The 22,536-nt window shown below is 72.5% G+C and carries 18 protein-coding genes; 14 read left to right on the top strand and 4 right to left on the bottom strand.

Annotated features, from left to right (window positions below; all coding sequences use genetic code 11):
- Positions 1 to 20: 20 nt before the first annotated feature.
- Positions 21 to 1,043, bottom strand: a complete 1,023-nt coding sequence (locus ACWD4B_RS16115; RefSeq protein ID WP_451421322.1) for an adenosine deaminase — start codon at positions 1,041 to 1,043, stop codon at positions 21 to 23.
- Positions 1,044 to 1,157: 114 nt separating this feature from the next.
- Here ACWD4B_RS16115 and ACWD4B_RS16110 point away from each other — a divergent pair, with 114 nt between their 5' ends.
- Positions 1,158 to 2,000: a DUF4190 domain-containing protein gene (locus ACWD4B_RS16110; protein ID WP_451421321.1), complete on the top strand. Its 843-nt coding sequence runs from the start codon at positions 1,158 to 1,160 to the stop codon at positions 1,998 to 2,000.
- Here the strand turns inward: ACWD4B_RS16110 and ACWD4B_RS16105 are convergent.
- Positions 1,946 to 2,560, bottom strand: coding sequence for an NADAR family protein (locus ACWD4B_RS16105; protein WP_451421320.1), 615 nt, complete (start codon positions 2,558 to 2,560; stop codon positions 1,946 to 1,948). The two genes, ACWD4B_RS16110 and ACWD4B_RS16105, sit on opposite strands and share 55 nt — an antisense overlap.
- Before the next feature lie 341 nt (positions 2,561 to 2,901).
- Between ACWD4B_RS16105 and ACWD4B_RS16100 the strand changes: the two genes are divergently transcribed.
- The 4 genes from ACWD4B_RS16100 to ACWD4B_RS16085 are packed head-to-tail and all read left to right on the top strand — an operon-like array spanning position 2,902 to position 7,227.
- A complete protein-coding gene (locus tag ACWD4B_RS16100; protein WP_451421319.1) occupies positions 2,902 to 4,068 on the top strand; it encodes an ABC transporter ATP-binding protein in 1,167 nt (388 codons plus the stop codon).
- On the top strand, positions 4,065 to 5,003 hold the full coding sequence (locus tag ACWD4B_RS16095) for an ABC transporter permease (protein ID WP_451421318.1): 939 nt from the start codon (positions 4,065 to 4,067) through the stop codon (positions 5,001 to 5,003). Before ACWD4B_RS16100 ends, ACWD4B_RS16095 begins: the two co-directional genes overlap by 4 nt.
- Entirely contained in the window at positions 5,003 to 5,809 is an 807-nt protein-coding gene (locus tag ACWD4B_RS16090) for an ABC transporter permease (RefSeq protein ID WP_451421317.1), read from the top strand. Before ACWD4B_RS16095 ends, ACWD4B_RS16090 begins: the two co-directional genes overlap by 1 nt.
- Positions 5,810 to 5,814: 5 nt before the next feature.
- On the top strand, positions 5,815 to 7,227 hold the full coding sequence (locus tag ACWD4B_RS16085) for an NAD(P)/FAD-dependent oxidoreductase (protein ID WP_451421316.1): 1,413 nt from the start codon (positions 5,815 to 5,817) through the stop codon (positions 7,225 to 7,227).
- On the opposite strand, the gene ACWD4B_RS16080 is transcribed toward ACWD4B_RS16085, so the two are convergent.
- A complete protein-coding gene (locus ACWD4B_RS16080; protein ID WP_451421315.1) occupies positions 7,187 to 7,789 on the bottom strand; it encodes a phosphatase PAP2 family protein in 603 nt (200 codons plus the stop codon). The genes ACWD4B_RS16085 and ACWD4B_RS16080 overlap by 41 nt on opposite strands.
- Positions 7,790 to 8,124: 335 nt before the next feature.
- Positions 8,125 to 9,474: a 4-aminobutyrate--2-oxoglutarate transaminase gene (gene gabT / locus ACWD4B_RS16075; RefSeq protein ID WP_451421314.1), complete on the bottom strand. Its 1,350-nt coding sequence runs from the start codon at positions 9,472 to 9,474 to the stop codon at positions 8,125 to 8,127.
- A 217-nt stretch (positions 9,475 to 9,691) separates the two neighbouring features.
- On the opposite strand from gabT, the gene ACWD4B_RS16070 reads away from it, so the two are divergent.
- The 9 genes from ACWD4B_RS16070 to ACWD4B_RS16030 form a co-directional block, all read left to right on the top strand.
- Positions 9,692 to 11,824, top strand: coding sequence for an ATP-binding protein (locus ACWD4B_RS16070; RefSeq protein ID WP_451421313.1), 2,133 nt, complete (start codon positions 9,692 to 9,694; stop codon positions 11,822 to 11,824).
- 110 nt (positions 11,825 to 11,934) lie between these two features.
- Positions 11,935 to 13,521, top strand: a complete 1,587-nt coding sequence (locus tag ACWD4B_RS16065; RefSeq protein WP_451421312.1) for a PucR family transcriptional regulator — start codon at positions 11,935 to 11,937, stop codon at positions 13,519 to 13,521.
- 287 nt (positions 13,522 to 13,808) lie between these two features.
- Complete coding sequence (locus ACWD4B_RS16060) at positions 13,809 to 15,260, top strand: aldehyde dehydrogenase family protein (RefSeq protein ID WP_451421311.1); 1,452 nt, start codon at positions 13,809 to 13,811, stop codon at positions 15,258 to 15,260.
- Between the two features lie 205 nt (positions 15,261 to 15,465).
- Positions 15,466 to 16,656 (top strand): sensor histidine kinase, encoded by a 1,191-nt coding sequence (locus ACWD4B_RS16055; protein WP_451421310.1) that lies wholly within the window; start codon positions 15,466 to 15,468, stop codon positions 16,654 to 16,656.
- Between the two features lie 28 nt (positions 16,657 to 16,684).
- Entirely contained in the window at positions 16,685 to 17,377 is a 693-nt protein-coding gene (locus tag ACWD4B_RS16050; RefSeq protein ID WP_451421309.1) for a response regulator, read from the top strand.
- Positions 17,378 to 17,503: 126 nt separating this feature from the next.
- On the top strand, positions 17,504 to 19,438 hold the full coding sequence (locus tag ACWD4B_RS16045; RefSeq protein WP_451421308.1) for an acyl-CoA dehydrogenase family protein: 1,935 nt from the start codon (positions 17,504 to 17,506) through the stop codon (positions 19,436 to 19,438).
- A gap of 81 nt (positions 19,439 to 19,519) precedes the next feature.
- Positions 19,520 to 20,800, top strand: coding sequence for a 1-deoxy-D-xylulose-5-phosphate reductoisomerase (dxr, locus tag ACWD4B_RS16040; protein ID WP_451421307.1), 1,281 nt, complete (start codon positions 19,520 to 19,522; stop codon positions 20,798 to 20,800).
- Positions 20,797 to 22,098, top strand: coding sequence for a M50 family metallopeptidase (locus ACWD4B_RS16035; RefSeq protein WP_451421306.1), 1,302 nt, complete (start codon positions 20,797 to 20,799; stop codon positions 22,096 to 22,098). The genes dxr and ACWD4B_RS16035 overlap by 4 nt, the downstream gene beginning before the upstream one ends.
- A gap of 148 nt (positions 22,099 to 22,246) precedes the next feature.
- On the top strand, positions 22,247 to 22,536 hold a 290-nt coding region (locus ACWD4B_RS16030; RefSeq protein ID WP_451421305.1), incomplete at its 3' end, for a flavodoxin-dependent (E)-4-hydroxy-3-methylbut-2-enyl-diphosphate synthase.

Raw genomic sequence — 22,536 nt, 5'->3', positions numbered from 1 at the left:
CGGAGTTCGAGGGCGGACCGTCAGCCGCGCCAGGCCGCCGCGTAGGCGTCGATCTCCGCGGCGAGCGCCGCCTTGCCCGCCGCGTCCATGAACGAGGCCTCGACCGCGTTCTTGGCGAGGGCGGCGACGCCCGGGGCGTCGAGGTCCAGGAGGCGGGCCGCCACGCCGTACTCGGTGTTGAGGTCGGTGCCGAACATGGGCGGGTCGTCGCTGTTGATCGTCACCAGGACGCCGGCGGAGACCATCTCCCGGACCGGGTGCTGCTCCAGGTCCGCCACGGCCCGGGTGGCGAGGTTGGAGGTCGGGCAGACCTCCAGCGGGATGCGGTGCTCCGCGAGGTGGGCCAGCAGCTTCGGATCCCGCGTGGCGCTGGTGCCGTGGCCGATGCGCTCGGCGCGCAGTTCGGTGAGGGCGTCCCAGATCGTCTGCGGGCCCGTCGTCTCGCCGGCGTGCGGGACGCTGTGCAGCCCGGCCGCGATGGCGCGGTCGAAGTACGGCTTGAACTGCGGCCGCGGGACGCCGATTTCGGGGCCGCCGAGCCCGAACGAGACCAGGCCGTCCGGCTGCAGGTCGCACGCGATCCGGGCCGTCTCCTCGGCGGCCTCCAGCCCGGCCTCGCCGGGGATGTCGAAGCACCAGCGCAGCACCACGCCCAGCTCGGACTCCGCCGCCTTGCGGGCGTCCTCGATCGCCTCCACGAAGGCCGCGTCGGGGATGCCGCGGCGGGTGGAGCTGTAGGGGGTGACGGTCAGTTCGGCGTAGCGGATGTTCTGCCGGGCCATGTCGCGGGCGACCTCGTACGTCAGCAGGCGCACGTCCTCGGCGTCGCGGATCAGGTCGACCACGGACAGGTAGACCTCGATGAAGTGCGCGAAGTCGCGGAAGGTGAAGAAGTCGGCCAGCGCCTCGGGGTCGGTCGGCACCGGGGAGTCGGGGTGCCGGGCGGCCAGTTCGGCGACGATGCGCGGTGACGCCGAGCCCACGTGGTGCACATGCAGCTCCGCTTTCGGCAGTCCTGCGATGAACGGGTCGAGTGCGGACATGCGGGCCTCCAGGGCTGTTGGCACGGCTGGTGCGACTGCCCGTCATCGTATGCGGGGCGGGCGTGGGGCCTTTGCTCAGGCCTTAGCATGACGGGGTACCGAGTGGGGAGGACCATGTCCGGCAAGGACGGCAACAGCGACGCGCAGCAGGAGCAGCGGGAACAGAATCCGTGGGCTCCGCCCGGGGAACGGGTCTCGCTGGACAAACCGGACACCGCGGCGGTGCCGCCGCAGGCACCGGCCGGGGGAGAGGCCCCGGCGGCCGCTTCCGATTCCGACGCTGCTCCGGTGCAGGACGCAGCGGCCGCCGCCGCACCCGCCGCACCTGCCGCGGATCAGCCGGCCGGTGCGCAGGCCGTGCCGCCGATACCGCAGGCCCCGACCGGGCCGGGCACGCCGAGCGCGTACCAGGGCGGGCCGTACCCCCAGTACCCGCAACACCCGCAACACCCGCAGCACCCCCAACCGCCCTACTGGCAGGGCGGTATACCCGGCCCGCACCCGCAGCAGCCCCAGGGGGCGTACGCCCCCGGGCCGTACGGATATGCACAGCCGGCCTACGGCACCGCATGGGGCGCCCCCGGCTGGCAGCCCGCGCAGCGGGCGATGCCCGACAACGCCCTCGGTACCGCAGCCCTGGTGCTCGGCATCGTCGGCACCGTCTTCGCGCCGACCGTCCTGTTCGGCGTCATCCTCGGGGTGCTGGCCATCGTGCTCGGCGCGATAGGCCGCAACAAGGCGAAGACCGGCCTGGCCACCAACGGCGGGCAGGCGCTGGCCGGGCTGGTGCTCGGCGGCGTGGCACTCCTCGCCACCGCGCTGATGCTCGCCCTCTACATCACGGCCGCGAGCCACCACAGCAGTCGCGCCCCCGACGACGACCCCGACGCCACCTACGGCGCCTATATGCACCGACCGGCAGCGCCCGGGCCGCTGGTGCTCCCCGCCAGGCGCTGACGCGCCTCCATCAAGGCGAAGCCCAGCAGATTCAGCCCGCGCCACTGCGCGGGATCCTGCGCCCGCTCGTCGTCGGCGGCCAGCCCGATGCCCCAGACCCGGTCCGGCGGGCTGGCCTCCACCAGTACCCGGTCGCCCGTGCCCAGCAGATAGGCGCGCAGTTCCGGGTGCTGCGCGAACTTGTGGACGCTGCCCTGCACGACCAGCTCGAAGCGGTGCCGGCGCCACTGCTCCTCGTCGAAGCCGCGCACCGAACGGCCCGCGTCCTTGGCCTGTTTGGGATGAGCCGCAGCCAGCGCCGCGGCCTCCGCCTCTGCATCGCCGAACAGCCGCGCCTTGCCCGCCATCATCCAGTGCTCGGCCGTGGCGTAGACCGTGCCGTCCACCGTGAAGGGCGACGGCCACCACTGGCTGAAGCACCCCGGCCCCACGCTCCCGTCGCGGCGCGGGCGGTGCCCCCAGAAGTGCACGTACTTCACGCGCTCGCCGCGCCCGACGGCTGCCGTCAGCTCCGCCGCCGAACGGACGGCGTGCACTGGTTTCTCCCCCGTGTCGTTCATGCCGTCATTCTTGCAGCGCCCTCTGACAACACACCGATTCCGTCGCCGAGTTAAGAAACTGCTACGGAATCCCTTGTTGCCGCCGCATCGCTCTGTCAGGATCGGCAATCAATTCCGGTCGGTCGATGCGGAGGAGGGCGCGCGGACGACACCACCGCAGCCGCCTGCACGGGCCGGCGCCGCACCGTCCTCGGGGCGTGCCGAGCCCTTGGCGCAGGGGCGATTTATCCGGCATTAGGCATGCATGTCTCCGGTGGCGGCACGCCCGTACAAAAGTGGGCCCCGGCGTATGTCACTGTTACGTGTTCTCCGTCCCCGCGAACCCCCCTGGACCCAGCCCCATGACGACCACCGCACCGGCCGGCACCAGCGGCACCGATGTCCGCCTCACCGGCATCAGCAAGACCTACGGCTCCTTCACAGCCGTGCACCCCCTGGACCTCTCCGTCCCCGCGGGCTCGTTCTTCGCGCTCCTCGGTGCCTCCGGCTGCGGCAAGACCACCACCCTCCGCATGATCGCCGGCCTGGAGGAACCCAGCACCGGCACCGTGGAGCTGGCCGGCAAGGACGTCACCGGTCTGCCTGCCTACAAGCGGCCCGTCAACACCGTCTTCCAGAGCTACGCGCTCTTCCCGCACCTGGACATCTACGAGAACGTCGCCTTCGGCCTGCGCCGCCGCGGCATCAAGTCGGTGAAGAAGCAGGTGGACGACATGCTCGAGCTCGTCCAGCTCGGCGATCTGGCCCGCCGCAAGCCGCAGCAGCTGTCCGGCGGACAGCAGCAGCGCGTCGCCGTCGCCCGCGCCCTGATCAACCACCCGCAGGTACTGCTGCTCGACGAGCCCCTCGGCGCCCTGGACCTCAAGCTGCGCCGTCAGATGCAGCTGGAGCTCAAGCGCATCCAGCACGAGGTCGGCATCACGTTCATCCACGTCACCCACGACCAGGAGGAGGCCATGACCATGGCCGACACGGTGGCGGTCATGAACGCCGGCCGGATCGAACAACTCGGCGCCCCCGCCGACCTCTACGAGACCCCGCGCACCACCTTCGTCGCCAACTTCCTCGGCACGTCCAACCTCATCACCGCCGACGTCCTCGATACGTCCGGCGACGACATCCTTCTGCGGGCCTCCCATACCAAACTCGCCCTTCCGGCGACACGATGTACAGCCACCGCCCGCACGGGCGAGAAGCTCCTGGTCGGCATACGGCCGGAAAAGATCACTCTGACCCACGCCGACGACGCGGGCAGCATCCCGGACGGCCGCAACCGGATCACCGGCCGGATCACGGAGTCGAGCTTCACCGGCGTCTCCACCCAGTACCTCGTCGACAGCCCCGCCGCCTCCGGCCTGTCGGTCTACGAGCAGAACATCGAGCGCGACTCCCGCCTGGTCCCCGGCGCCGAGGTCGTCCTGCACTGGAACCCCGGCCACAGCTTCGGCCTGGACGCCGCCCAGAACATCGAGGCCGGCACGGACGTGGAAGCGGAGGGCGCAGGATGACCCTCACGACCACCACCGGCGAACCCCCCGCCTCCGCGGGCGGACCCGTACCCGGCCCGTCCGAGGCCGCCCGCCGCAAGAAGCTCGTCCCCTACTGGCTGCTGGTTCCCGGCATCCTCTGGCTGCTCGTCTTCTTCGCCGCCCCGCTCGTCTACCAGGCCTCCACCTCCCTGCAGACCGGATCGCTCGAAGAGGGCTTCAAGCTCACCTGGCACTTCGGCACTTATGCCGACGCGCTGAGCGAGTACTACCCGCAGTTCCTGCGCTCGGTCGGCTACGCGACCGCGGCCACCGTGCTGTGCCTGGTGCTCGGCTACCCGCTGGCCTACCTCATCGCCTTCCGCGCCGGCCGTTGGCGCAACCTGCTGATGATCCTGGTCATCGCACCGTTCTTCACCAGCTTCCTGATCCGCACGCTCGCCTGGAAGACGATCCTCTCCGACGGCGGCATCGTCGTCTCCACGCTCGACTCGCTGCACGTCCTCGGCCTGACCAACGCGCTCGGCATCACCGAGGGCCACCGGGTGCTCGCCACCCCGCTCGCCGTCGTGTGCGGACTGACCTACAACTTCCTGCCGTTCATGATCCTGCCGCTCTACACCTCGCTGGAACGCATCGACAGCCGTCTCCACGAGGCCGCCGGCGACCTCTACGCCCGGCCGCTGACCACCTTCCGCAAGGTGACCTTCCCGCTGTCCATGCCGGGCGTCGTCGCCGGTACGCTGCTGACCTTCATCCCCGCCGCGGGCGACTACATCAACGCCGAACTGCTCGGCTCCACCGACCAGAAGATGATCGGCAACGTCATCCAGTCCCAGTTCCTGCGCGTCCTGGACTACCCGACCGCCGCCGCCCTGTCCTTCATCCTCATGGCCGCGATCCTCGCCCTGGTCATGCTCTACATCCGCAAGTCCGGGACGGAGGAACTGGTCTGATGGCTCCTCCGGCCACCCCCGCACGCTGGCTGCGCCGCCACTTCGTGGTGATCGCGGGCCTGGGCACGCTCGCCTATCTGCTGCTGCCCAACGTCGTCGTGACGGTCTTCTCCTTCAACAAGCCCAACGGCCGCTTCAACTACCAGTGGCAGCGGTTCTCCACGGACGCCTGGACGCACCCCTGCGGCGTCGCCGACCTGTGCGGCTCGCTCTCGCTCAGCCTGCGCATCGCCGTCTGGTCCACGCTCGGCGCGACCGCCCTGGGCACGGCCATCGCCTTCGCGCTGGCCCGCTACCGGTTCCGCGCCCGCTCGGCCGTCAGCACCCTGATCTTCCTGCCGATGGCCATGCCCGAGGTCGTCATGGCCGCCTCGCTGGCCACCCTCTTCCTCAACATGGGCATCACCTTCGGCTTCTGGACCATCCTCATCGCCCACATCACGTTCTGCCTGAGCTTCGTGGTGACGGCGGTCAAGGCCCGCGTGATGAGCATGGACCCGCGCCTGGAGCAGGCCGCGCAGGACCTGTACGCCTCCCCGCTGCAGACCTTCCTGCGGGTCACCCTGCCCATCGCCGCCCCCGGCATCGCCGCGGGCGCGCTGCTCTCCTTCGCCCTGTCCTTCGACGACTTCATCATCACCAACTTCAACGCCGGCTCGAGTGTGACCTTCCCCATGTACGTCTGGGGAGCCGCACAACGGGGCACACCCGTTCAAATCAATGTCATCGGAACGGCGATGTTCGCCGTCGCCGTGCTGTGCGTCCTCGCCGGACAACTGGTCGGGAGACGCCGAAAAAGGAGCTGAGAACCATGGCCTCCAGTGCCATGAACCCTGCAAAATCACTTTCTGACGCCGCACTGCGGCCCTACTGGCTCGACGACTCCTCCCGGCCGGAGGCACTCCCCGCACTCGTCGGCGACGAGCACTGCGACCTGCTCGTCGTCGGCGGCGGATACTCCGGTCTGTGGACCGCGCTCCTCGCCAAGGAGCGCGCTCCCGGCCGGGACGTCGTCCTCATAGAAGCCCAGGAGACCGCCTGGGCCGCCTCCGGCCGCAACGGCGGCTTCTGCTCCGCCTCCCTCACCCACGGCTGGGCCAACGGCGCAGCCCGCTGGCCCGACGAGCTCGTCAAACTTGAACAGCTCGGCCGTCACAACCTCGACGCCCTCGAAGCCGACCTCGTCCGGCACGGCATCGACTGCGACTTCGAACGCACCGGCGAGATCGACATCGCCACCGCCCCGCACCAGGTCCTGGAGCTCCAGGAGGCCGCCGAGGAGGCCGCCTCGCTCGGCGTGACCGGCCACGAATTCCTCGACCGCGACGCCCTGCGCGCCGAAGTGGACTCCCCGACCTTCCTCGGCGGCCTCTGGAACCGCACCGGCGTGGCCATGCTGCACCCCGCCCGGCTCGCCTGGGGCCTCAAGCGCGCGTGCCTGCGCGCGGGAGTGCGGATCTACGAGCACACGCCCGGCACCCGGCTCTCCTCGCGCGGCGCCGGGGTGGCCGTGGGCACGCCCTACGGCCGCGTCTTCGCCCGGCACGCGGCCCTTGCCACCAACGCCTTCCCCGGCCTGGTCAAGCGCCTGCGCCCGTACATCGCACCGGTCTACGACTACGCCCTGATGACCGAGCCGCTCACGGCGGAGCAGCTCGCCTCCGTCGGCTGGAAGCGCCGCCAGGGCCTGAGCGACAGCGCCAACCACTTCCACTACTTCCGCATCACCGCGGACCACCGCATCCTGTGGGGCGGTTACGACATCGTCTACCACTACGGCGGCGGTGTACGGGCCGAGTACGACCACCACCCGGCCACCTACCAGCGCCTGGCCGAGAATTTCTTCCACTGCTTCCCGCAGCTGGAGGGCGTGCGTTTCACGCACACATGGGGCGGTGCGATCGACACGTGCTCGCGCTTCTCGGCGTTCTTCGGCGCCGCGCACGGCGGCCGGGTCGCCTATGCGCTCGGCTACACCGGACTGGGCGTCGGCGCGACGCGCTTCGGCGCCGAGGTGATGCTCGACCTGCTGGCCGGCGAACGCACCGAGCGGACCGAGCTGGAGATGGTGCGCAGCAAGCCGCTGCCGTTCCCGCCGGAGCCGGTGCGGTCGATGGGGATCGGCATCACCCAGTGGGCGATGACGCGGGCCGACCGCAACGGCGGTCGGAGGAACCTGTGGCTCAAGGCGATGGACAAGGTCGGGCTGGGGTTCGACAGCTGAGGCACAGCCCCCACAGCACCACCCCCGACAGGCACCACGCCCCCGCCACGTCCAGCGGCCAGTGGTAGCCGCAGCGGACCAGGCCGACGCCGACGGCGGCGTTCAGCAGCACGTACCCGGTGGCGGCCCACCGGGAGCCCCGGAACAGCAGCAGCACGGCGGCCCCGTACGCCACCGCCGCCGTGGCCGCGTGGCCCGACGGGAAGAAGCCCTCGTGGACCCCGGCCATGGGCGGCGGGCCGGGGCGCGCGATCCAGGTCTTGAGCGGGACGACCAGCGCCGGCACCGCCGCCATCGCCAGCGCGGCGGCGAGCGGCGGCAGCCACGGCCGGGCCGCGGAGTGCCGGAAGCGCAGGAACCACACCAACATGGCCATGACGAGGACCGGCACCGCCACCGTCGCGTTGCCCAGGTCGGCGAGGAAGCCGGCGAGCGGCCGCGGGAAGGCGGAGCCGGCGACGGCCCGGCCCAGGTGCTCGTCGAGCGTGCGCAGCGGGCCGTGCGCGGCGACCTGCCAGGCCGTCAGCGCGAACAGCAGCACGCAGAGGAGAGGGAGAAGCAAGAGACGAGAAGACGGCGACCCCGGAACAGGGGGGATGGTTCCGGAGTCGCCGTTCCGGCCGTCGGACCGCGCGCCCCGGGGGGTATGGAACGAGCGGCCGTTCGATCGGTGAGGATGCCCGGGGCCTGCGGCCCCGGTGGTGTGCGCGAGGGCACGGCCTGACCGGCGCTGGGGAGGCACCGGCTCGGCGTCGCCCGCAGTCTCCTGCGGGCCGGGTGTTGCGTTCATCTGAAGAAACCGTACGGCAGGTAAGAGGGGGCGGAGAAGCCGGATCACCCGTCCACCACCCGCCTCGCACAGGTTCTTCACTCACTCACAAGGGGCGCACATGGGGCTCACAGACGCGCGAACGCGGCCTCGATGATGTCCAGGCCCTCGTTCAGCAGGTCCTCGCCGATGACCAGCGGCGGCAGGAAGCGCAGCACGTTGCCGTAGGTGCCGCAGGTGAGCACGATCAGGCCCTCGGCGTGGCAGGCCTTCGCCAGCGCACCGGCCGCCTCGGCGTTGGGCTCCTTGGTGCCGGACTTCACCAGCTCGATGGCGATCATGGCGCCGCGGCCACGGATGTCGCCGACGATGTCGTGCTTCTCCTGCATGGCCGCCAGGCGGCCCTTCATGACCTCCTCGATGCGCTTCGCCTTGGCGTTGAGGTCCAGCTCGCGCATGGTCTCGATCGAGCCGAGCGCCGCCGCGCACGCCACAGGGTTGCCGCCGTAGGTGCCGCCGAGGCCGCCCGGGTGCGCCGCGTCCATGATCTCCGCGCGGCCGGTGACGGCCGCCAGCGGCAGGCCGCCCGCGATGCCCTTGGCGGTGGTGATCAGGTCGGGGACGATGCCCTCGTCCTCGCAGGCGAACCACTGGCCGGTGCGGCAGAAGCCGGACTGGATCTCGTCCGCGACGAAGACGATGCCGTTGTCCTTGGCGAACTGTGCGATCGCCGGGAGGAAGCCCTTGGCCGGCTCGATGAAGCCGCCCTCGCCGAGCACCGGCTCGATGATGATCGCGGCGACGTTGTCCGCGCCGACCTGCTTGCTGATCATGTCGATGGCCGCGGCGGCCGCCTCGGGGCCGCAGTTCTCCGGGCCGGTCGGCCAGCGGTAGCCGTAGGCCAGCGGGGCGCGGTAGATCTCGGGCGCGAACGGGCCGAAGCCGTGCTTGTACGGCATGTTCTTGGCGGTGAGCGCCATCGTCAGGTTCGTCCGGCCGTGGTAGCCGTGGTCGAAGACGACGACCGCCTGGCGCTTGGTGTACGCACGGGCGATCTTGACCGCGTTCTCGACGGCCTCCGCACCGGAGTTGAACAGTGCCGACTTCTTGGCGTGGTCGCCCGGGGTCAGCTCGGCGAGCTGCTCGCAGACCTCCACGTAGCCCTCGTACGGGGTCACCATGAAACAGGTGTGGGTGAAGTCGGCGAGCTGCGCGGACGCGCGGCGCACCACGGCCTCCGCGCTGGCGCCGACCGAGGTCACGGCGATGCCGGAGCCGAAGTCGATCAGGGAGTTGCCGTCCACGTCCTCGAGGACGCCGCCGCCCGCGCGGACGGTGAACACCGGCAGCGTCGAGCCCACGCCACCGGCCACGACGGCGGTGCGGCGGGCCTGGAGCTCCAGCGACTTCGGGCCGGGGATCGCGGTGACGAGGCGGCGCTCCTGGCGGAGGGCCGCGCCTCCGGTCTTGTCGGTCATGAGGGGCTCCCGAGGGGTGGAAGGACAGGCTTTCCTCCGCAGGCTAGGGGCGGGTGCCGCAGCCGGGCATGTTCCGTTCGGGAGAAGTGCGCGCGTCGCGTTGTCCGTACCGGATATGGCGAACCGGCACGGCGGGGAAAACGCCGGTAGGTTGAGCCGGTCGGACACGGCGGACACACGTGGGCGCGAGAGGGCCCGCGGGGGGCGAGGGGCAGTGATGGACACCGAGGGCACGCACGACACACCCGGCACCCGGCGCGACAGCGTGCCGCGCCCCGCCGCGCCCCCTGCCATGCCGTCGGCGCCACCGCGCCCCGCAGCCTCGCCCCGGCCGGAGACGGAGGCCGTCGTGCCGCCGCCGTTCCTCACCTGGCTGCGCACCCCGCGCCCGGCCGCCGCGCCCGGCATCTGGCGCTACGGGCACCGGCCCAAACCGCCGGAGGAGCCCGACCGCATTCCCGGCCGGCAGCTGTTCAGCGGGGCGCTGATCTCCCTGCTCTGCGGCTGGCTGCTGTGGTCCCTGCTGTGGAACGGCTACCTCGGCCACTACTGGATGTGGCCGCTGTACGCGCTGACGCCCGACTCCTGGCGCGAGGGCATGACCGCCGTCTGGACCGTGTACATCTACTACGGCCTCTGCGCGCTCGTCCTCGTCGTCGTCTTCGGCCGCCTCGGCCGCTGGCCCCAGGTCTGGCGCCGCTGGGCCGTGCCCGCCCTGCGCCGGCTGTGGGACGACTCCGGCAGCCCGCCGCCGGTCGCCCCCGCCCCGCAGGAGGACCCGGCCGAGTGGCCGCTGCTGCGCGCCGCCGGGGCGCACGACGCCGCCGACCGGCTCGCGGCGGACGCACAGGCCGGGCTGATGAGCGACGTCGACCACGCCCGCATCGAGCGCGCCTGGCAGTCCGTCCACGGCCGGCCCGGCCGCCTCGCCTCCTTCACCGACACCGTGCTGCGGCACGGCGCCGCGGCCTGTGCCCACCCGTCGGGGGCGCGCGACCTGCCCGTACGCGCCGCCCCGCACGATCTGATCACCCGTCAGGTACGGCTGGGCACCGCCGCCGTGGACGCCCGCAACCCCTACGAGCACCGCGGCGCGGGCTGCGCCCTGGACCCCGCGCTGCTCGGCACGTCCCTGCTCGCCGTCGGACCGCCCGGCTGCGGCAAGACCGGCCGCCTGGTGCGGCCCGTCCTGGAGTCCCTGTGCCTGCAGGCTCTCGCCGGCCGGGCCGCGGTCGTCGCCGTCGGCGCGGCGGGCGCACCGCTCGCCCCGGACGAGGCCTTCGACGTCGTCGTGAAGATCGGGCGCCCCGACTCCGCCTACGACCTCGACCTGTACGGCGGCACCGACGACCCCGACGAGGCGGCCGGTGTACTCGCCGAGGGCCTGGTCGGCGACCTCGCCCCCGGTACGCCCGGCGAGGACGGCCGGCGCGCCGCCACCGCCCTGGCCCAGCTCCTGGGCCCGTTCCGGGCCGTCCACGGCCGCTTCCCGGCCGTTCCCGAGCTGCGCGAACTGCTCGACGGCACCGCCGCGGCCCTCGACGCCCTGCGGACCGCGCTCAAGGCGGGCGGGCACGACGCGCTCGCCCGCGAACTCGACGCGCGCGAACGGCAGGCACAGCGCCCCGGCGACGCCGGCTCGCTGCTCGCCGACCGGCTCGCCCTCCTCGACCGGCCCGCCTTCGCCGGCTTCTTCGGCACCTCCGACCCCGCCCGCACCTTCTCGCTGCGCGCCCTCGAACACCCGCTGCGCGTACGGATCGACCTGCCCGAGCGCGGGCACGCCGAGGCCTCCCGGATGCTCGCCCGGCTCGTCCTCGCCCAGTTCACCGAGTGCGCCGCCGGGCGCGCCGACCGCTCGCTGTTCGCCTGCCTCGTCCTCGACGACGCCACCCGCACCGTCACCCCCGAGTCCGTCCGCGGTCTGCAGCGGCTGCGCTCCGCCCACGCGGGCGCCGTACTCAACCTGCGCACGCTCGACGACGTGCCCGAGACGCTGCGCAGCGCCCTGCTCGGCGCGGTCGGCTGCCGGATGGCCTTCTCCGGCGTGACCACCTGGGACGGCGCGCGCTTCGCCGAGGTGTGGGGCAAGGAGTGGGTCGAGGCCCGCGACGTCACCGACCGGCAGGTCATCGCCCACGAGCCGTTCACCCGGGCCACACACGTCGTGCGGCGCATCGTCACCGGCCGGGCCGTCACCGCACAGTCGGTGACCGTCCGCAAGGTGGAGCGGGAGCGCTGGTCCGCGTCCGAGCTGGCGCACGGGGTGCCCGCCGGGCACGCGGTGCTGTCCGTGACGTCCGTGCGCGGCGAGAGCACGCCCCCGGTACTGGTGGACCTGGAGGGGTGACTCCTCGGTTCCTTTTGGTTCCTTGGTGACATGTCGCCCATTGCTCCACTGAGGCAGAATCGGTGACAGCCGTTCATACGGGACGGCACTGTTGCTCCACCGAAGGTGCCATGCCCCCCACGCTCGCCTCGCTCGTCCACCACTCCGCGCTCAAGCTCGGCGTCCTCGCCGGGCGGGACCGGCTGGACACGCCCGTCCGCTGGGCGCACGTGAGCGAGCTGCCCGACCCCGTGCCGTGGATGGACGGCGGCGAACTGCTGCTGACCACCGCCCTGCAGATCGACGCCGAGGATCCGGAGGCGGCCCGCGGCTACGTCCGCCGACTGGCCCGGGCCGGGGTCGTGGGCCTGGGCTTCGCGGTCGGCGTCAACTACGAACAGGTGCCCGGAGCGCTCGTCGAGGCGGCGGAGGCCGAGGGGCTGCCGCTGCTGGAGGTGCCGCGCCGCACCCCCTTCATCGCCATCACCAAGGCCGTCTCCGCGGCCATCGCCGCCGACCAGTACCGCGCGGTGACCGCGGGCTTCGAGGCCCAGCGCGAACTGACCCGGGCCGCACTGAGCCCCGAAGGGCCCGCCGCACTGCTGGCACGGCTCGCCGCGCACCTCGACGGGTGGGCCGCGCTGTACGACGCGTCGGGCGCCGTCGTGGCCGCCGCGCCCGACTGGGCGGCACGCCGGGCGGCCCGGCTCGGCGCGGACGTCGGCCGCCTGAAGGAGCGGCCCGCGCCCGCCACGACGGTCGTCGGCTCCGTGAACCCCGACGGGACCGACGAGGAGGGCGGCGACCGCGTCGAGCTGCAGTCCCTCGGCTCCGGGCGGCGCGCCCGGGGCGTGCTGGCCGTCGGCACGGGCGCGCCCCTGGGCACGGCCGGGCGCTACGCGGTGCAGTCCGCGATCGCACTCCTCACCCTCACCACCGAGCGCTCCCGCGCGCTCCAGGACGCCGAGCAGCGGCTCGGCGCGGCGGTGCTGCGCATGCTGCTCGCGGGGGAGCCGGACCATGCACGGGCCGTCGCGGGGGAGTTGTACGGAACGCTGCTGGACGCGCCCTTCCGGGTGCTCGTGGCCGAGGCCGCGGCTCCTGCGGAGGGCTCGGAGGCCGTGGTGCCGGCCGATCCGCTCGGGACGCTGGCGGACGCGGTGGACACCGCGGCGAGCCGGGGGGCCGAGACGGTCCTGGCCGTCCCCGAGGACGGGCGGCTCGTGGTCCTCGCGCCCGACGGCGGTGCGGCGGTGGCCGCGTGCGCCGGGGCCCTCGGCGTCGCGGTCGGGCTCTCCGCACCGGCGGGACCGGCAGGGGCCGCGGCCGCGCACCGGCAGGCCGAGCAGGCCCTGTCCGTGGCCCGGCGGCGGGGCCGCGCCCTGGTGGAGCACGAGGACGTCGCCGCGGGCTCCGTCCTGCCGCTGCTGGCCGACGACGCGGTACGCGCCTTCGCGGACGGCATGCTGCGGGCCCTGCGGCAGCACGACGAGACCGGGCGCGGCGACCTGGTCCGCTCGCTGCACGCGTGGCTCTCCCGCCACGGCCAGTGGGACGCGGCGGCGGCGGACCTGGGGGTGCACCGGCATACGCTGCGCTACCGCATGCGGAGGGTCGAGGAGATCCTCGGCCGCTCTCTGGACGACCCGGACGTGCGGATGGAGTTGTGGCTGGCCCTCAAGGCGACGGGGTCGCCATCCGGTGCGGGGGATGCCTGATCGCACTGCCCGTGCGGGGTGCGCTGCGCGCGGGCTGCGGCTGGTTGGGCACCCCCGGTCACCTCGCGGTGGGCTGAGCACCGTTGCGGCGGATTCAAGAAGGTCGCGGCCACCATCTTGAATCCGCCGCAACCCGCCCGCCCCGCACCCCGGGGCACCCCCAACCCCTCCATGGCGGCACCCCGTGCCGCCCCACCGCTCCATCGCGGACAAACCGGCCCCGGCCGCGCGGCCCCTACCGTGGGGGAACCACATCGCACACCACCACTTGGGAAGGGGCCGGGACTGTGACTGACGCTGCCCCGCGCGGATTCTGGCTGGCCGGCCGCGAGGCCACCGGCGAGGAGTCCTTCGAGGTCACGAACTCCTGGGACGGCCGTCTCGTCGGCACCGTGAGCGTGCCCACCGAGGCGCAGGCCGAGGAGGCCGTCGCCGCCGCGCACGCCGTGCGGGACGAGTTCGCGGCGACGCCCGCGCACGTACGCACCGCGGCCCTCGACCACGTCGCCCGGCGGCTGACCGAGCGCGCCGAGGAGATCGCCCTGCTGATCTCCGCCGAGAACGGCAAGCCCGTCAAGTGGGCCCGTGGCGAGGTCGGCCGCGCCGTCTCCGTCTTCCGCTGGGCCGCCGAGGAGGCCCGCCGCTTCAACGCGGGCGACGCCCAGCGCCTGGACACCGACGCGGGCGGCACCGGCCGTCTCGCCCTGACCCGCCGCTTCCCCCGCGGCGCCGTCCTCGGCATCGCGCCGTTCAACTTCCCGCTCAACCTGAGCGCGCACAAGGTCGCCCCGGCCATCGCCGTCGGTGCCCCGATCATCCTCAAGCCGGCCCCGGCGACCCCGCTCTCCTCCCTCGTCCTGGGCGAGATCCTGGCCGAGACGGACCTGCCCGCCGGCTCCTGGAGCGTGCTCCCGGTGCCCAACGACCGGATGCCCGCACTGGTCCAGGACGAGCGCCTGCCGGTCATCTCCTTCACCGGCTCCGGCCCGGTCGGCTGGTCGATCCTCGACTCCGCCCCGCGCAAGCACGTCACCCTGGAGCTCGGCGGCAACGGCGCGGCCGTCGTCCTGGCCGACTGGTCCTCCGAGCAGGACCTGGACTGGGCCGCCCAGCGCATCGCCACCTTCTCCAACTACCAGGGCGGCCAGTCCTGCATCTCGGTGCAGCGCGTCATCGCCGACGCCTCCCTCTACGAGCGCCTGGTGCCCAAGGTCGTCGCCGCCGTCGAGGCCCAGGTCACCGGTGACCCGTCGGACGACGCCACCGACGTCGGCCCGCTCGTCAGCGAGGACGCGGCCAAGCGCGTCGAGTCCTGGGTGGACGAGGCCGTCGAGGCGGGCGCGAAGCTGCTCACCGGCGGCAAGCGCGACGGCGCCACCTACGCCCCGACCGTGCTCGCGGACGTCCCCGCCGGGGTCACCATCGCGTGCGAGGAGGTCTTCGGACCGGTCCTCACGCTCACCCGCGTCGACGGCGAGGCGGCCGCCTTCGCCGCCGTCAACGACTCCCCGTACGGCCTCCAGGCGGGCGTCTTCACGCACGACCTGCAGACCGCCTTCCGCGCCCACCGCGCGCTGGAGACCGGCGGCGTCATCATCGGCGACGTGCCGTCGTACCGGGCCGACCAGATGCCGTACGGCGGCGCCAAGCAGTCGGGTGTCGGGCGCGAGGGTGTGCGGTACGCGATGGACGACTACACGTACGAGCGGGTGCTCGTGCTCACGGGGCTCGACCTCTGAGTGATTCGGCTGCGGGCCGTCCCGGGCTGATCGCGCCCACGCGGCGGAGCCGCAAAATGTAGCTGCCCCGCGCCCCTTTGGGGCGCGGGGAAACTCCCGTCAACCCCATGCGGTAGCCGCCCCTCCGCCTGCAACCGGTGCAGTAGGCGGCACTGCCTCCGTATGACCGATGTCCGGCCGTCCGCGAGGCCGTTACGCTGCGGTGATGTGGACGGTCCGGGCGCTGGGAGAGCGCGTTGCCGGCTGGCCGCGGGCGGCCCTCGACGTGCCGCTGGCGGCCGGATTCGCCGTCGTCGCACTGCTGTTGGGGCATGAGCCGCCCCCCGAGGGCTGGCGTCCGCTGGACCCCGCCGGCTACGCCCTCACCGTCGCGCTGTACGCGTCGCTCGTGGCCCGCAGGCGCGCTCCGGTGGCCGTCTTCGCCGCGCTGCACGCCCTGTGGCTGCTGTACATCGCCCTGGGCTACTGGCCGGTGGTCGAGTCCGCGGGCGCCATGCTCGCCTTCTACACGGTTGCTGCATCCCGCCCGCCGAGGGTCACTGCCGTGTGCGCCCCGGTCCTCTGGACGGTCTGGATGCTCGCCGGCCTCTCCAACCCCGACCACGGCGACATGCGGACCGTCACCGCCCAGAGCACCCTGGTCCCCTGCGTCTTCTGGTGGTTCGGCAACAGCGCCCGCCGACTCGCCGAACGCAACGCCCAGTTGTCGGCCGTCACCGCACAACTCCGCCGGGAACAGGCCGAGAACGCCCGCCGCGCCGTCGCCGAGGAACGCGTCCGCATCGCCCGCGAGCTCCACGACGTCGTCGCCCACCACATGTCCGTGATATCCGTTCAGGCCGGGCTCGCCCACTACGTCTTCGCCACCGACGCCGACACCGCCCGCACCGCCCTGGGCACGATTTCGGCCACCAGCGGCGAGGCCCTCGAAGAGCTCCGCCGACTGCTGTCCCTCCTGCGCGTCGGCCCCGAGGGCGTCGGGGAGACCGCGGGCGAGGGCGCGTACCAGCCGGCCCCGGGGCTCGACCGCCTGGAGGAGACCGCCGAGCGGGTGCGGGCCGCCGGCGTGGCGGTGACGCTCCAGGTCACGGGGGAGCGGCGGCCCCTGGCGCCCGGCCCCGACCTGTGCGCCTACCGCGTCGTCCAGGAGGCCCTCACCAACGTCATCAAGCACGCCCGCCCCGCCCGCGCGGACGTCCGCCTCGACTACGGCGCGCACCGGCTGACCGTCCGCGTCACCGACGACGGGACAGGAACGGTTCCGGCCATCCAAGGCCCCTCCACGGGACACGGGTTGATCGGCATGCGCGAGCGCGCCAGGATCTACGGGGGGACCCTGGCCGCCGGGCCGCGCGCCGAGGGCGGGTTCGAGGTGCTGCTCACGCTCCCGCTCTGAACTCCCCCCGGCCGCACGGGAGTGGGACATGACCGGCAAGCAGGAGGACATACGCGTCCTCGTCGTGGACGACCAGGTCCTCATCCGCGCAGGCGTCGCCGCCCTGCTGCGCGCCGCCCCCGGCATGGAGGTCGTCGGCGAGGCCGCCGACGGAGAGGAGGCCGTCGCCCTCGCCGCCGCACACCGGCCCGACGTCGTCCTGATGGACATCCGCATGCCCGGCATGAGCGGCATCGCCGCCACCGAACGCATCCTGGAGGACGCCCCCGACCCCGCACCCCGGGTGCTCGTCCTGACCACCTTCGACCTCGACGAGTACGTCTACGCCGCCCTGCGGGCCGGAGCCGCCGGATTCCTCCTCAAGGACGCCGGCCCGCAGCGCCTGCTCGCCGCCGTCACGGCCGTCGCGGGCGGCGACACCCTCTTCGCCCCGACCGTCACCCGCCGCCTGATCGAGTCCTTCACCCGCAGACAGCCGCCCGGGGCCGGACCGGAGCAGCCCGCCGCCCTGGAGGTCCTCACCGGCCGGGAGCGGGAGGTCCTGCGGCTCACCGGACGCGGCCTGTCCAACGGCGACATCGCCGACGAGCTCGTCATCAGCGAGGCCACCGTCAAGACCCACCTCAACCGGGCCATGACCAAGCTGGGCCTGTGCAGCCGTGCCCAGGCCGTCGTCGCCGCCTACGAGAGCGGACTCGTCGTCCCTGGCTCGCCCGGCTGAACCGGGCCGCGGGCCGGAACCTTGCGCGGGGTCTGGTAGAGGGCGTAAGGATCGGGTAGGTACATACGGACGAGTAGCACCGGTCGGTAGTCGACCGGGACAACCGACTCAGCGGTGAGGTGCCAGATGACCGCACCATCCGTACGACCGGTATCCGAGCGAGAGGCGCGCCAGGTCGCCGAGGCGGCCCGGGAGCAGGACTGGAAGAAGCCCAGCTTCGCCAAGGAGCTCTTCCTCGGCCGGTTCCGGCTCGACCTCATCCACCCGCATCCCACGCCCCTGCCCGACGACGTGCGCCGCGGCGAGGAGTTCCTGGCCAAGCTGCGCGACTTCTGCGAGAACCGCGTCGACGGCGCCCGCATCGAGCGCGACGCGCAGATCCCCGACGAGACGGTCGCCGGGCTGAAGGAGCTCGGCGCCTTCGGCATGAAGATCGACACCAAGTACGGCGGCCTCGGCCTCACCCAGGTCTACTACAACAAGGCCCTCTCCCTCGTGGGCTCGGCCAGCCCCGTCGTCGGCGCCCTGCTCTCCGCGCACCAGTCCATCGGCGTGCCCCAGCCGCTCAAGCTCTTCGGCACCCAGGAGCAGAAGGACACCTTCCTGCCCCGCTGCGCCCGCACCGACATCTCGGCCTTCCTGCTCACCGAGCCGGACGTCGGCTCCGACCCGGCCCGGCTGGCCACCGCCGCCGTGCCCGACGGCGACGACTACGTCCTCGACGGCGTCAAGCTGTGGACCACCAACGGCGTCGTCGCCGACCTGCTCGTCGTGATGGCCAGGGTCCCGAAGAGCGAGGGCCACAAGGGCGGCATCACCGCCTTCGTCGTCGAGACCGCGGCCGAGGGCGTCACCGTCGAGAACCGCAACGCCTTCATGGGCCTGCGCGGCATCGAGAACGGCGTCACCCGCTTCCACCAGGTCAGGGTCCCCGCCGCGCACCGCATCGGCCCCGAGGGCGCCGGCCTGAAGATCGCCCTGACCACGCTCAACACCGGCCGCCTGTCCATCCCCGCGATGTGCGTCTCCGGCGGCAAGTGGGCGCTGAAGATCGCCCGCGAGTGGTCCCTGGCCCGCGAGCAGTGGGGCAAGTCCATCGCCGAGCACGAGGCCGTCGGCGCCAAGATCTCCTTCATCGCGGCGACCACCTTCGCCCTGGAGGCCGTCCTCGAACTGTCGAGCCAGATGGCCGACGAGGACCGCAACGACATCCGCATCGAGGCCGCCCTCGCCAAGCTCTACGCCAGCGAGATGGCCTGGCTGATGACGGACGAACTGGTCCAGATCCGCGGCGGCCGCGGCTACGAGACCGCCGACTCCCTGGCCGCCCGGGGCGAGCGCGCCGTCCCCGCCGAGCAGATGCTGCGCGACTCGCGCATCAACCGCATCTTCGAGGGCTCGACCGAGATCATGCACCTGCTCATCGCCCGCGAGGCCGTCGACACCCACCTGTCGGTCGCCGGCGACCTCATCGACCCCGACAAGTCCCTCGGCGACAAGGCGAAGGCGGGCGCCAAGGCCGGCGGCTTCTACGCCCGCTGGCTGCCCAAGCTGGTCGCGGGGCCGGGCCAGCTGCCGCGCACCTACGCCGAGTTCCACCCGGCGGGCCACCGCGACCTCTCCGGCCACCTGCGCTACGTCGAGCGCTCCGCGCGCAAGCTCGCCCGCTCCACGTTCTACGGGATGTCGCGCTGGCAGGGCCGGATGGAGACCAAGCAGGGCTTCCTCGGCCGCATCGTCGACATCGGCGCCGAGCTGTTCGCCATGAGCGCGGCCTGCGTGCGCGCCGAGCACCTGCGCTCCCGCGGGGAGCACGGGCCCGAGGCGTACCAGCTGGCCGACGCCTTCTGCCGGCAGGCCCGGGTCCGGGTGGAGGAGCTCTTCCACCGCCTCTGGGCCAACACGGACGAGCTGGACCGGAAGGTCGTCTCCGGGGTGCTGGGGGGCTCGTACGAGTGGCTCGAGAGCGGCATCGTCGACCCCAGCGGCGAGGGCCCCTGGATCGCCGACGCCACCCCCGGCCCTTCCAAGGCGGAGAACCTGCACCGGCCCATCCGCTGAACCCCACCCTCCGCACCGCTGATCGTCGTATCACCGGGATGCGCTGTCGGGCGCTCCCGGTGATACGGCAACAATGGAGGGATGACGGACTCCCTCGCTGACCCGCACCTGCGCTATTCCGCCCCCGCCGACGCCGCCGGCGGCCCGCGCGAGATCGTGATCCTCGGCTCGACCGGCTCGATCGGCACCCAGGCCATCGACCTGGTCCTGCGCAACCCCGAGCGCTTCACGGTCACCGCTCTGTCCGCGGCCGGCGGCCGGGTGGAGCTGCTCGCCGAGCAGGCGCACCGGTTGCGCGTGCGCACGGTCGCGGTCGCGCAGGCCGACAAGGCCGGCGCCCTGCGCGAGGCGCTGGCCGCCCGGTACGGCGGCGAGCCGCTGCCGGAGATCCTGGCCGGGCCCGACGCGGCCACCGAGCTGGCCCGCAGCGAGTGCCACACCGTCCTCAACGGCATCACCGGCTCCATCGGCCTTGCCCCCACCCTCGCCGCCCTGGAGGCGGGCCGCACCCTGGCGCTGGCCAACAAGGAGTCGCTGATCGTCGGCGGCCCGCTGGTCAAGGCCGTCGCCAAGCCGGGGCAGATCATCCCGGTGGACTCCGAGCACGCCGCGCTCTTCCAGGGCCTGCTCGGCGGCACCCGCGCCGAGGTGCGCAAGCTCGTCGTCACGGCCTCCGGCGGCCCCTTCCGCGGCCGGACGAAGGCGGAGCTGGCCGGGGTCACCCCGCAGGACGCCCTGGCCCACCCCACCTGGGCCATGGGCCCGGTGATCACGATCAACTCGGCCACCCTGGTCAACAAGGGCCTGGAGGTCATCGAGGCCCACCTGCTCTACGACATCCCCTTCGAGCGCATCGAGGTTGTCGTCCACCCGCAGTCCTATGTCCACTCGATGGTGGAATTCACGGACGGTTCCACCCTGGCCCAGGCGACCCCGCCGGACATGCGCGGACCCATCGCCATCGGCCTCGGCTGGCCCGAGCGGGTGCCCGACGCGGCCCCCGCCTTCGACTGGTCGAAGGCCTCCACGTGGGAGTTCTTCCCGCTTGACACCGAGGCCTTCCCCTCCGTGGGCCTGGCCCGGCACGTCGGCGCGCTCGGGGGCACCGCGCCCGCCGTCTTCAACGCGGCCAACGAGGAGTGCGTGGATGCGTTCCTCAGCGGACACCTGCCGTTCAATGGGATCGTGGACACCGTCGCGGAAGTGGTGGCGGAACACGGCACTCCGGCCGCGGGAACCCGCCTGACGGTCTCGGACGTCCTGCAGGCGGAGGCCTGGGCCCGCGCCCGGGCCCGGGAACTGGCAGCACGTACGGCCCCCGCGGCGCGTACGGCGACGGCGAGCTCGGAGGCTCCTGCATGACGGCACTGATGACGGTCCTCGGCATAGTCGTCTTCGTCGTGGGCCTGCTCTTCTCCATCGCCTGGCACGAGCTGGGCCACCTCTCCACCGCGAAGATGTTCGGCATCCGGGTGCCGCAGTACATGGTGGGCTTCGGGCCGACGATCTTCTCGCGGAAGAAGGGCGAGACCGAGTACGGCATCAAGGCCGTGCCGCTCGGCGGCTACATCCGCATGATCGGCATGTTCCCGCCCGGGGAGGACGGCCGGATCAGCGCCCGCTCCACCTCCCCGTGGCGCGGCATGATCGAGGACGCCCGCTCGGCGGCCTTCGAGGAGCTGCAGCCCGGCGACGAGTCGCGGCTGTTCTACACGCGCAAGCCCTGGAAGCGCGTGATCGTGATGTTCGCCGGGCCGTTCATGAACCTGGTCCTGGCCGTGGCGATCTTCCTCGGCGTGATGATGTCGTTCGGCGTCAACACCCAGACCACCACGGTCTCCACCGTCTCCGACTGCGTCGTGGCGGCCGGCGCCAAGACCGACAAGTGCCCGGCCGGGGCCAAGGACTCCCCGGCCAAGGCCGCGGGCCTGCAGCCGCGCGACAGGATCGTGGCCTTCGACGGCCACAAGATCGACGACTGGGCCACGCTCCAGAAGGACATCCGCAGGACCACCGGCCCCGCCACGATCACCGTCGAGCGGGACGGGCAGCGCAGGACGCTCAGTGCGGACCTGATCTCCAACCAGGTCCAGAAGTACGACGGCAAGGGCGCGCCGGTCCAGGGCCAGTACGTCACGGCGGGCTTCCTCGGTTTCACGCCCGCCAGCGGCGTCGTCCAGCAGTCCTTCGGCCAGTCGGTCGACCGGATGGGCGACATGGTCCAGTCCGGCGTGGAGTCCCTGGTGGCCCTGCCCGGCAAGATCCCCGACCTGTGGAACGCGGCCTTCGACGGGGCCGAGCGCAAGCCCGACTCCCCGATGGGCGTGGTCGGTGCCGCGCGCGTCGGCGGCGAGGTCTTCAACCTGGACATCCCGCCGTCGCAGCAGATCGCGACCATGCTGTTCCTGGTCGCCGGCTTCAACCTCTCGCTGTTCCTGTTCAACATGCTGCCGCTGCTGCCGCTGGACGGCGGGCACATCGCGGGAGCCCTGTGGGAGTCCCTGCGCCGCGGGCTGGCCAAGGTCTTCCGCCGCCCCGACCCGGGCCCGTTCGACGTCGCCCGGCTAATGCCGGTCGCGTACGTGGTCGCCGGGATCTTCGTCTGCTTCACGCTGCTCGTGCTGATCGCGGACGTGGTGAATCCGGTCCGGCTCACCTGACGCCGGGCCCTGCGCGACGGTCCACCCGGAGGGCAACTGTCCGGGCAGCGGATGTGCCCCGGGTGGATCGCGTGCCGTAATCTCGAAGGCCGAGGCCGGAGCACGCCGATCTCGGGACCTTGAATCAGACCTTGGGGTTGCTCACCAGATGACTGCGATTTCGCTGGGAATGCCGTCCGTACCGACCAAGCTGGCCGTCCGCCGTGTCAGCCGGAAGATCCAGGTCGGGTCCGTGGCTGTCGGTGGTGACGCTCCGGTGTCGGTCCAGTCGATGACGACGACGCGGACCTCGGACATCGGTGCGACGCTGCAGCAGATCGCGGAGCTGACGGCGTCGGGCTGTCAGATCGTGCGGGTGGCGTGTCCGACGCAGGACGATGCGGATGCGCTGAAGGTGATCGCGGCGAAGTCGCAGATCCCGGTGATCGCGGACATCCA

Source organism: Streptomyces sp. NPDC002536, from assembly GCF_053594995.1.
Note: the sequence above shows the minus strand (reverse complement) of the source record. Positions and strands in the feature narration are given on the sequence as shown.

Excerpts from the sequence above, each read along its gene's own strand:
- ACWD4B_RS16065 (WP_451421312.1), top strand. The coding sequence starts at position 11,935 with ATGCCCCCCACGCTCGCCTCGCTCGTCCACCACTCCGCGCTCAAGCTC.
- ACWD4B_RS16110 (WP_451421321.1), top strand. The coding sequence starts at position 1,158 with ATGTCCGGCAAGGACGGCAACAGCGACGCGCAGCAGGAGCAGCGGGAA.
- ACWD4B_RS16100 (WP_451421319.1), top strand. The coding sequence starts at position 2,902 with ATGACGACCACCGCACCGGCCGGCACCAGCGGCACCGATGTCCGCCTC.
- ACWD4B_RS16055 (WP_451421310.1), top strand. The coding sequence starts at position 15,466 with ATGTGGACGGTCCGGGCGCTGGGAGAGCGCGTTGCCGGCTGGCCGCGG.
- ACWD4B_RS16085 (WP_451421316.1), top strand. The coding sequence starts at position 5,815 with ATGGCCTCCAGTGCCATGAACCCTGCAAAATCACTTTCTGACGCCGCA.
- ACWD4B_RS16035 (WP_451421306.1), top strand. The coding sequence starts at position 20,797 with ATGACGGCACTGATGACGGTCCTCGGCATAGTCGTCTTCGTCGTGGGC.
- gabT (WP_451421314.1), bottom strand. The coding sequence starts at position 9,474 with ATGACCGACAAGACCGGAGGCGCGGCCCTCCGCCAGGAGCGCCGCCTC.
- ACWD4B_RS16115 (WP_451421322.1), bottom strand. The coding sequence starts at position 1,043 with ATGTCCGCACTCGACCCGTTCATCGCAGGACTGCCGAAAGCGGAGCTG.
- ACWD4B_RS16095 (WP_451421318.1), top strand. The coding sequence starts at position 4,065 with ATGACCCTCACGACCACCACCGGCGAACCCCCCGCCTCCGCGGGCGGA.
- dxr (WP_451421307.1), top strand. The coding sequence starts at position 19,520 with ATGACGGACTCCCTCGCTGACCCGCACCTGCGCTATTCCGCCCCCGCC.
- ACWD4B_RS16045 (WP_451421308.1), top strand. The coding sequence starts at position 17,504 with ATGACCGCACCATCCGTACGACCGGTATCCGAGCGAGAGGCGCGCCAG.
- ACWD4B_RS16105 (WP_451421320.1), bottom strand. The coding sequence starts at position 2,560 with ATGAACGACACGGGGGAGAAACCAGTGCACGCCGTCCGTTCGGCGGCG.
- ACWD4B_RS16070 (WP_451421313.1), top strand. The coding sequence starts at position 9,692 with ATGGACACCGAGGGCACGCACGACACACCCGGCACCCGGCGCGACAGC.
- ACWD4B_RS16090 (WP_451421317.1), top strand. The coding sequence starts at position 5,003 with ATGGCTCCTCCGGCCACCCCCGCACGCTGGCTGCGCCGCCACTTCGTG.
- ACWD4B_RS16050 (WP_451421309.1), top strand. The coding sequence starts at position 16,685 with ATGACCGGCAAGCAGGAGGACATACGCGTCCTCGTCGTGGACGACCAG.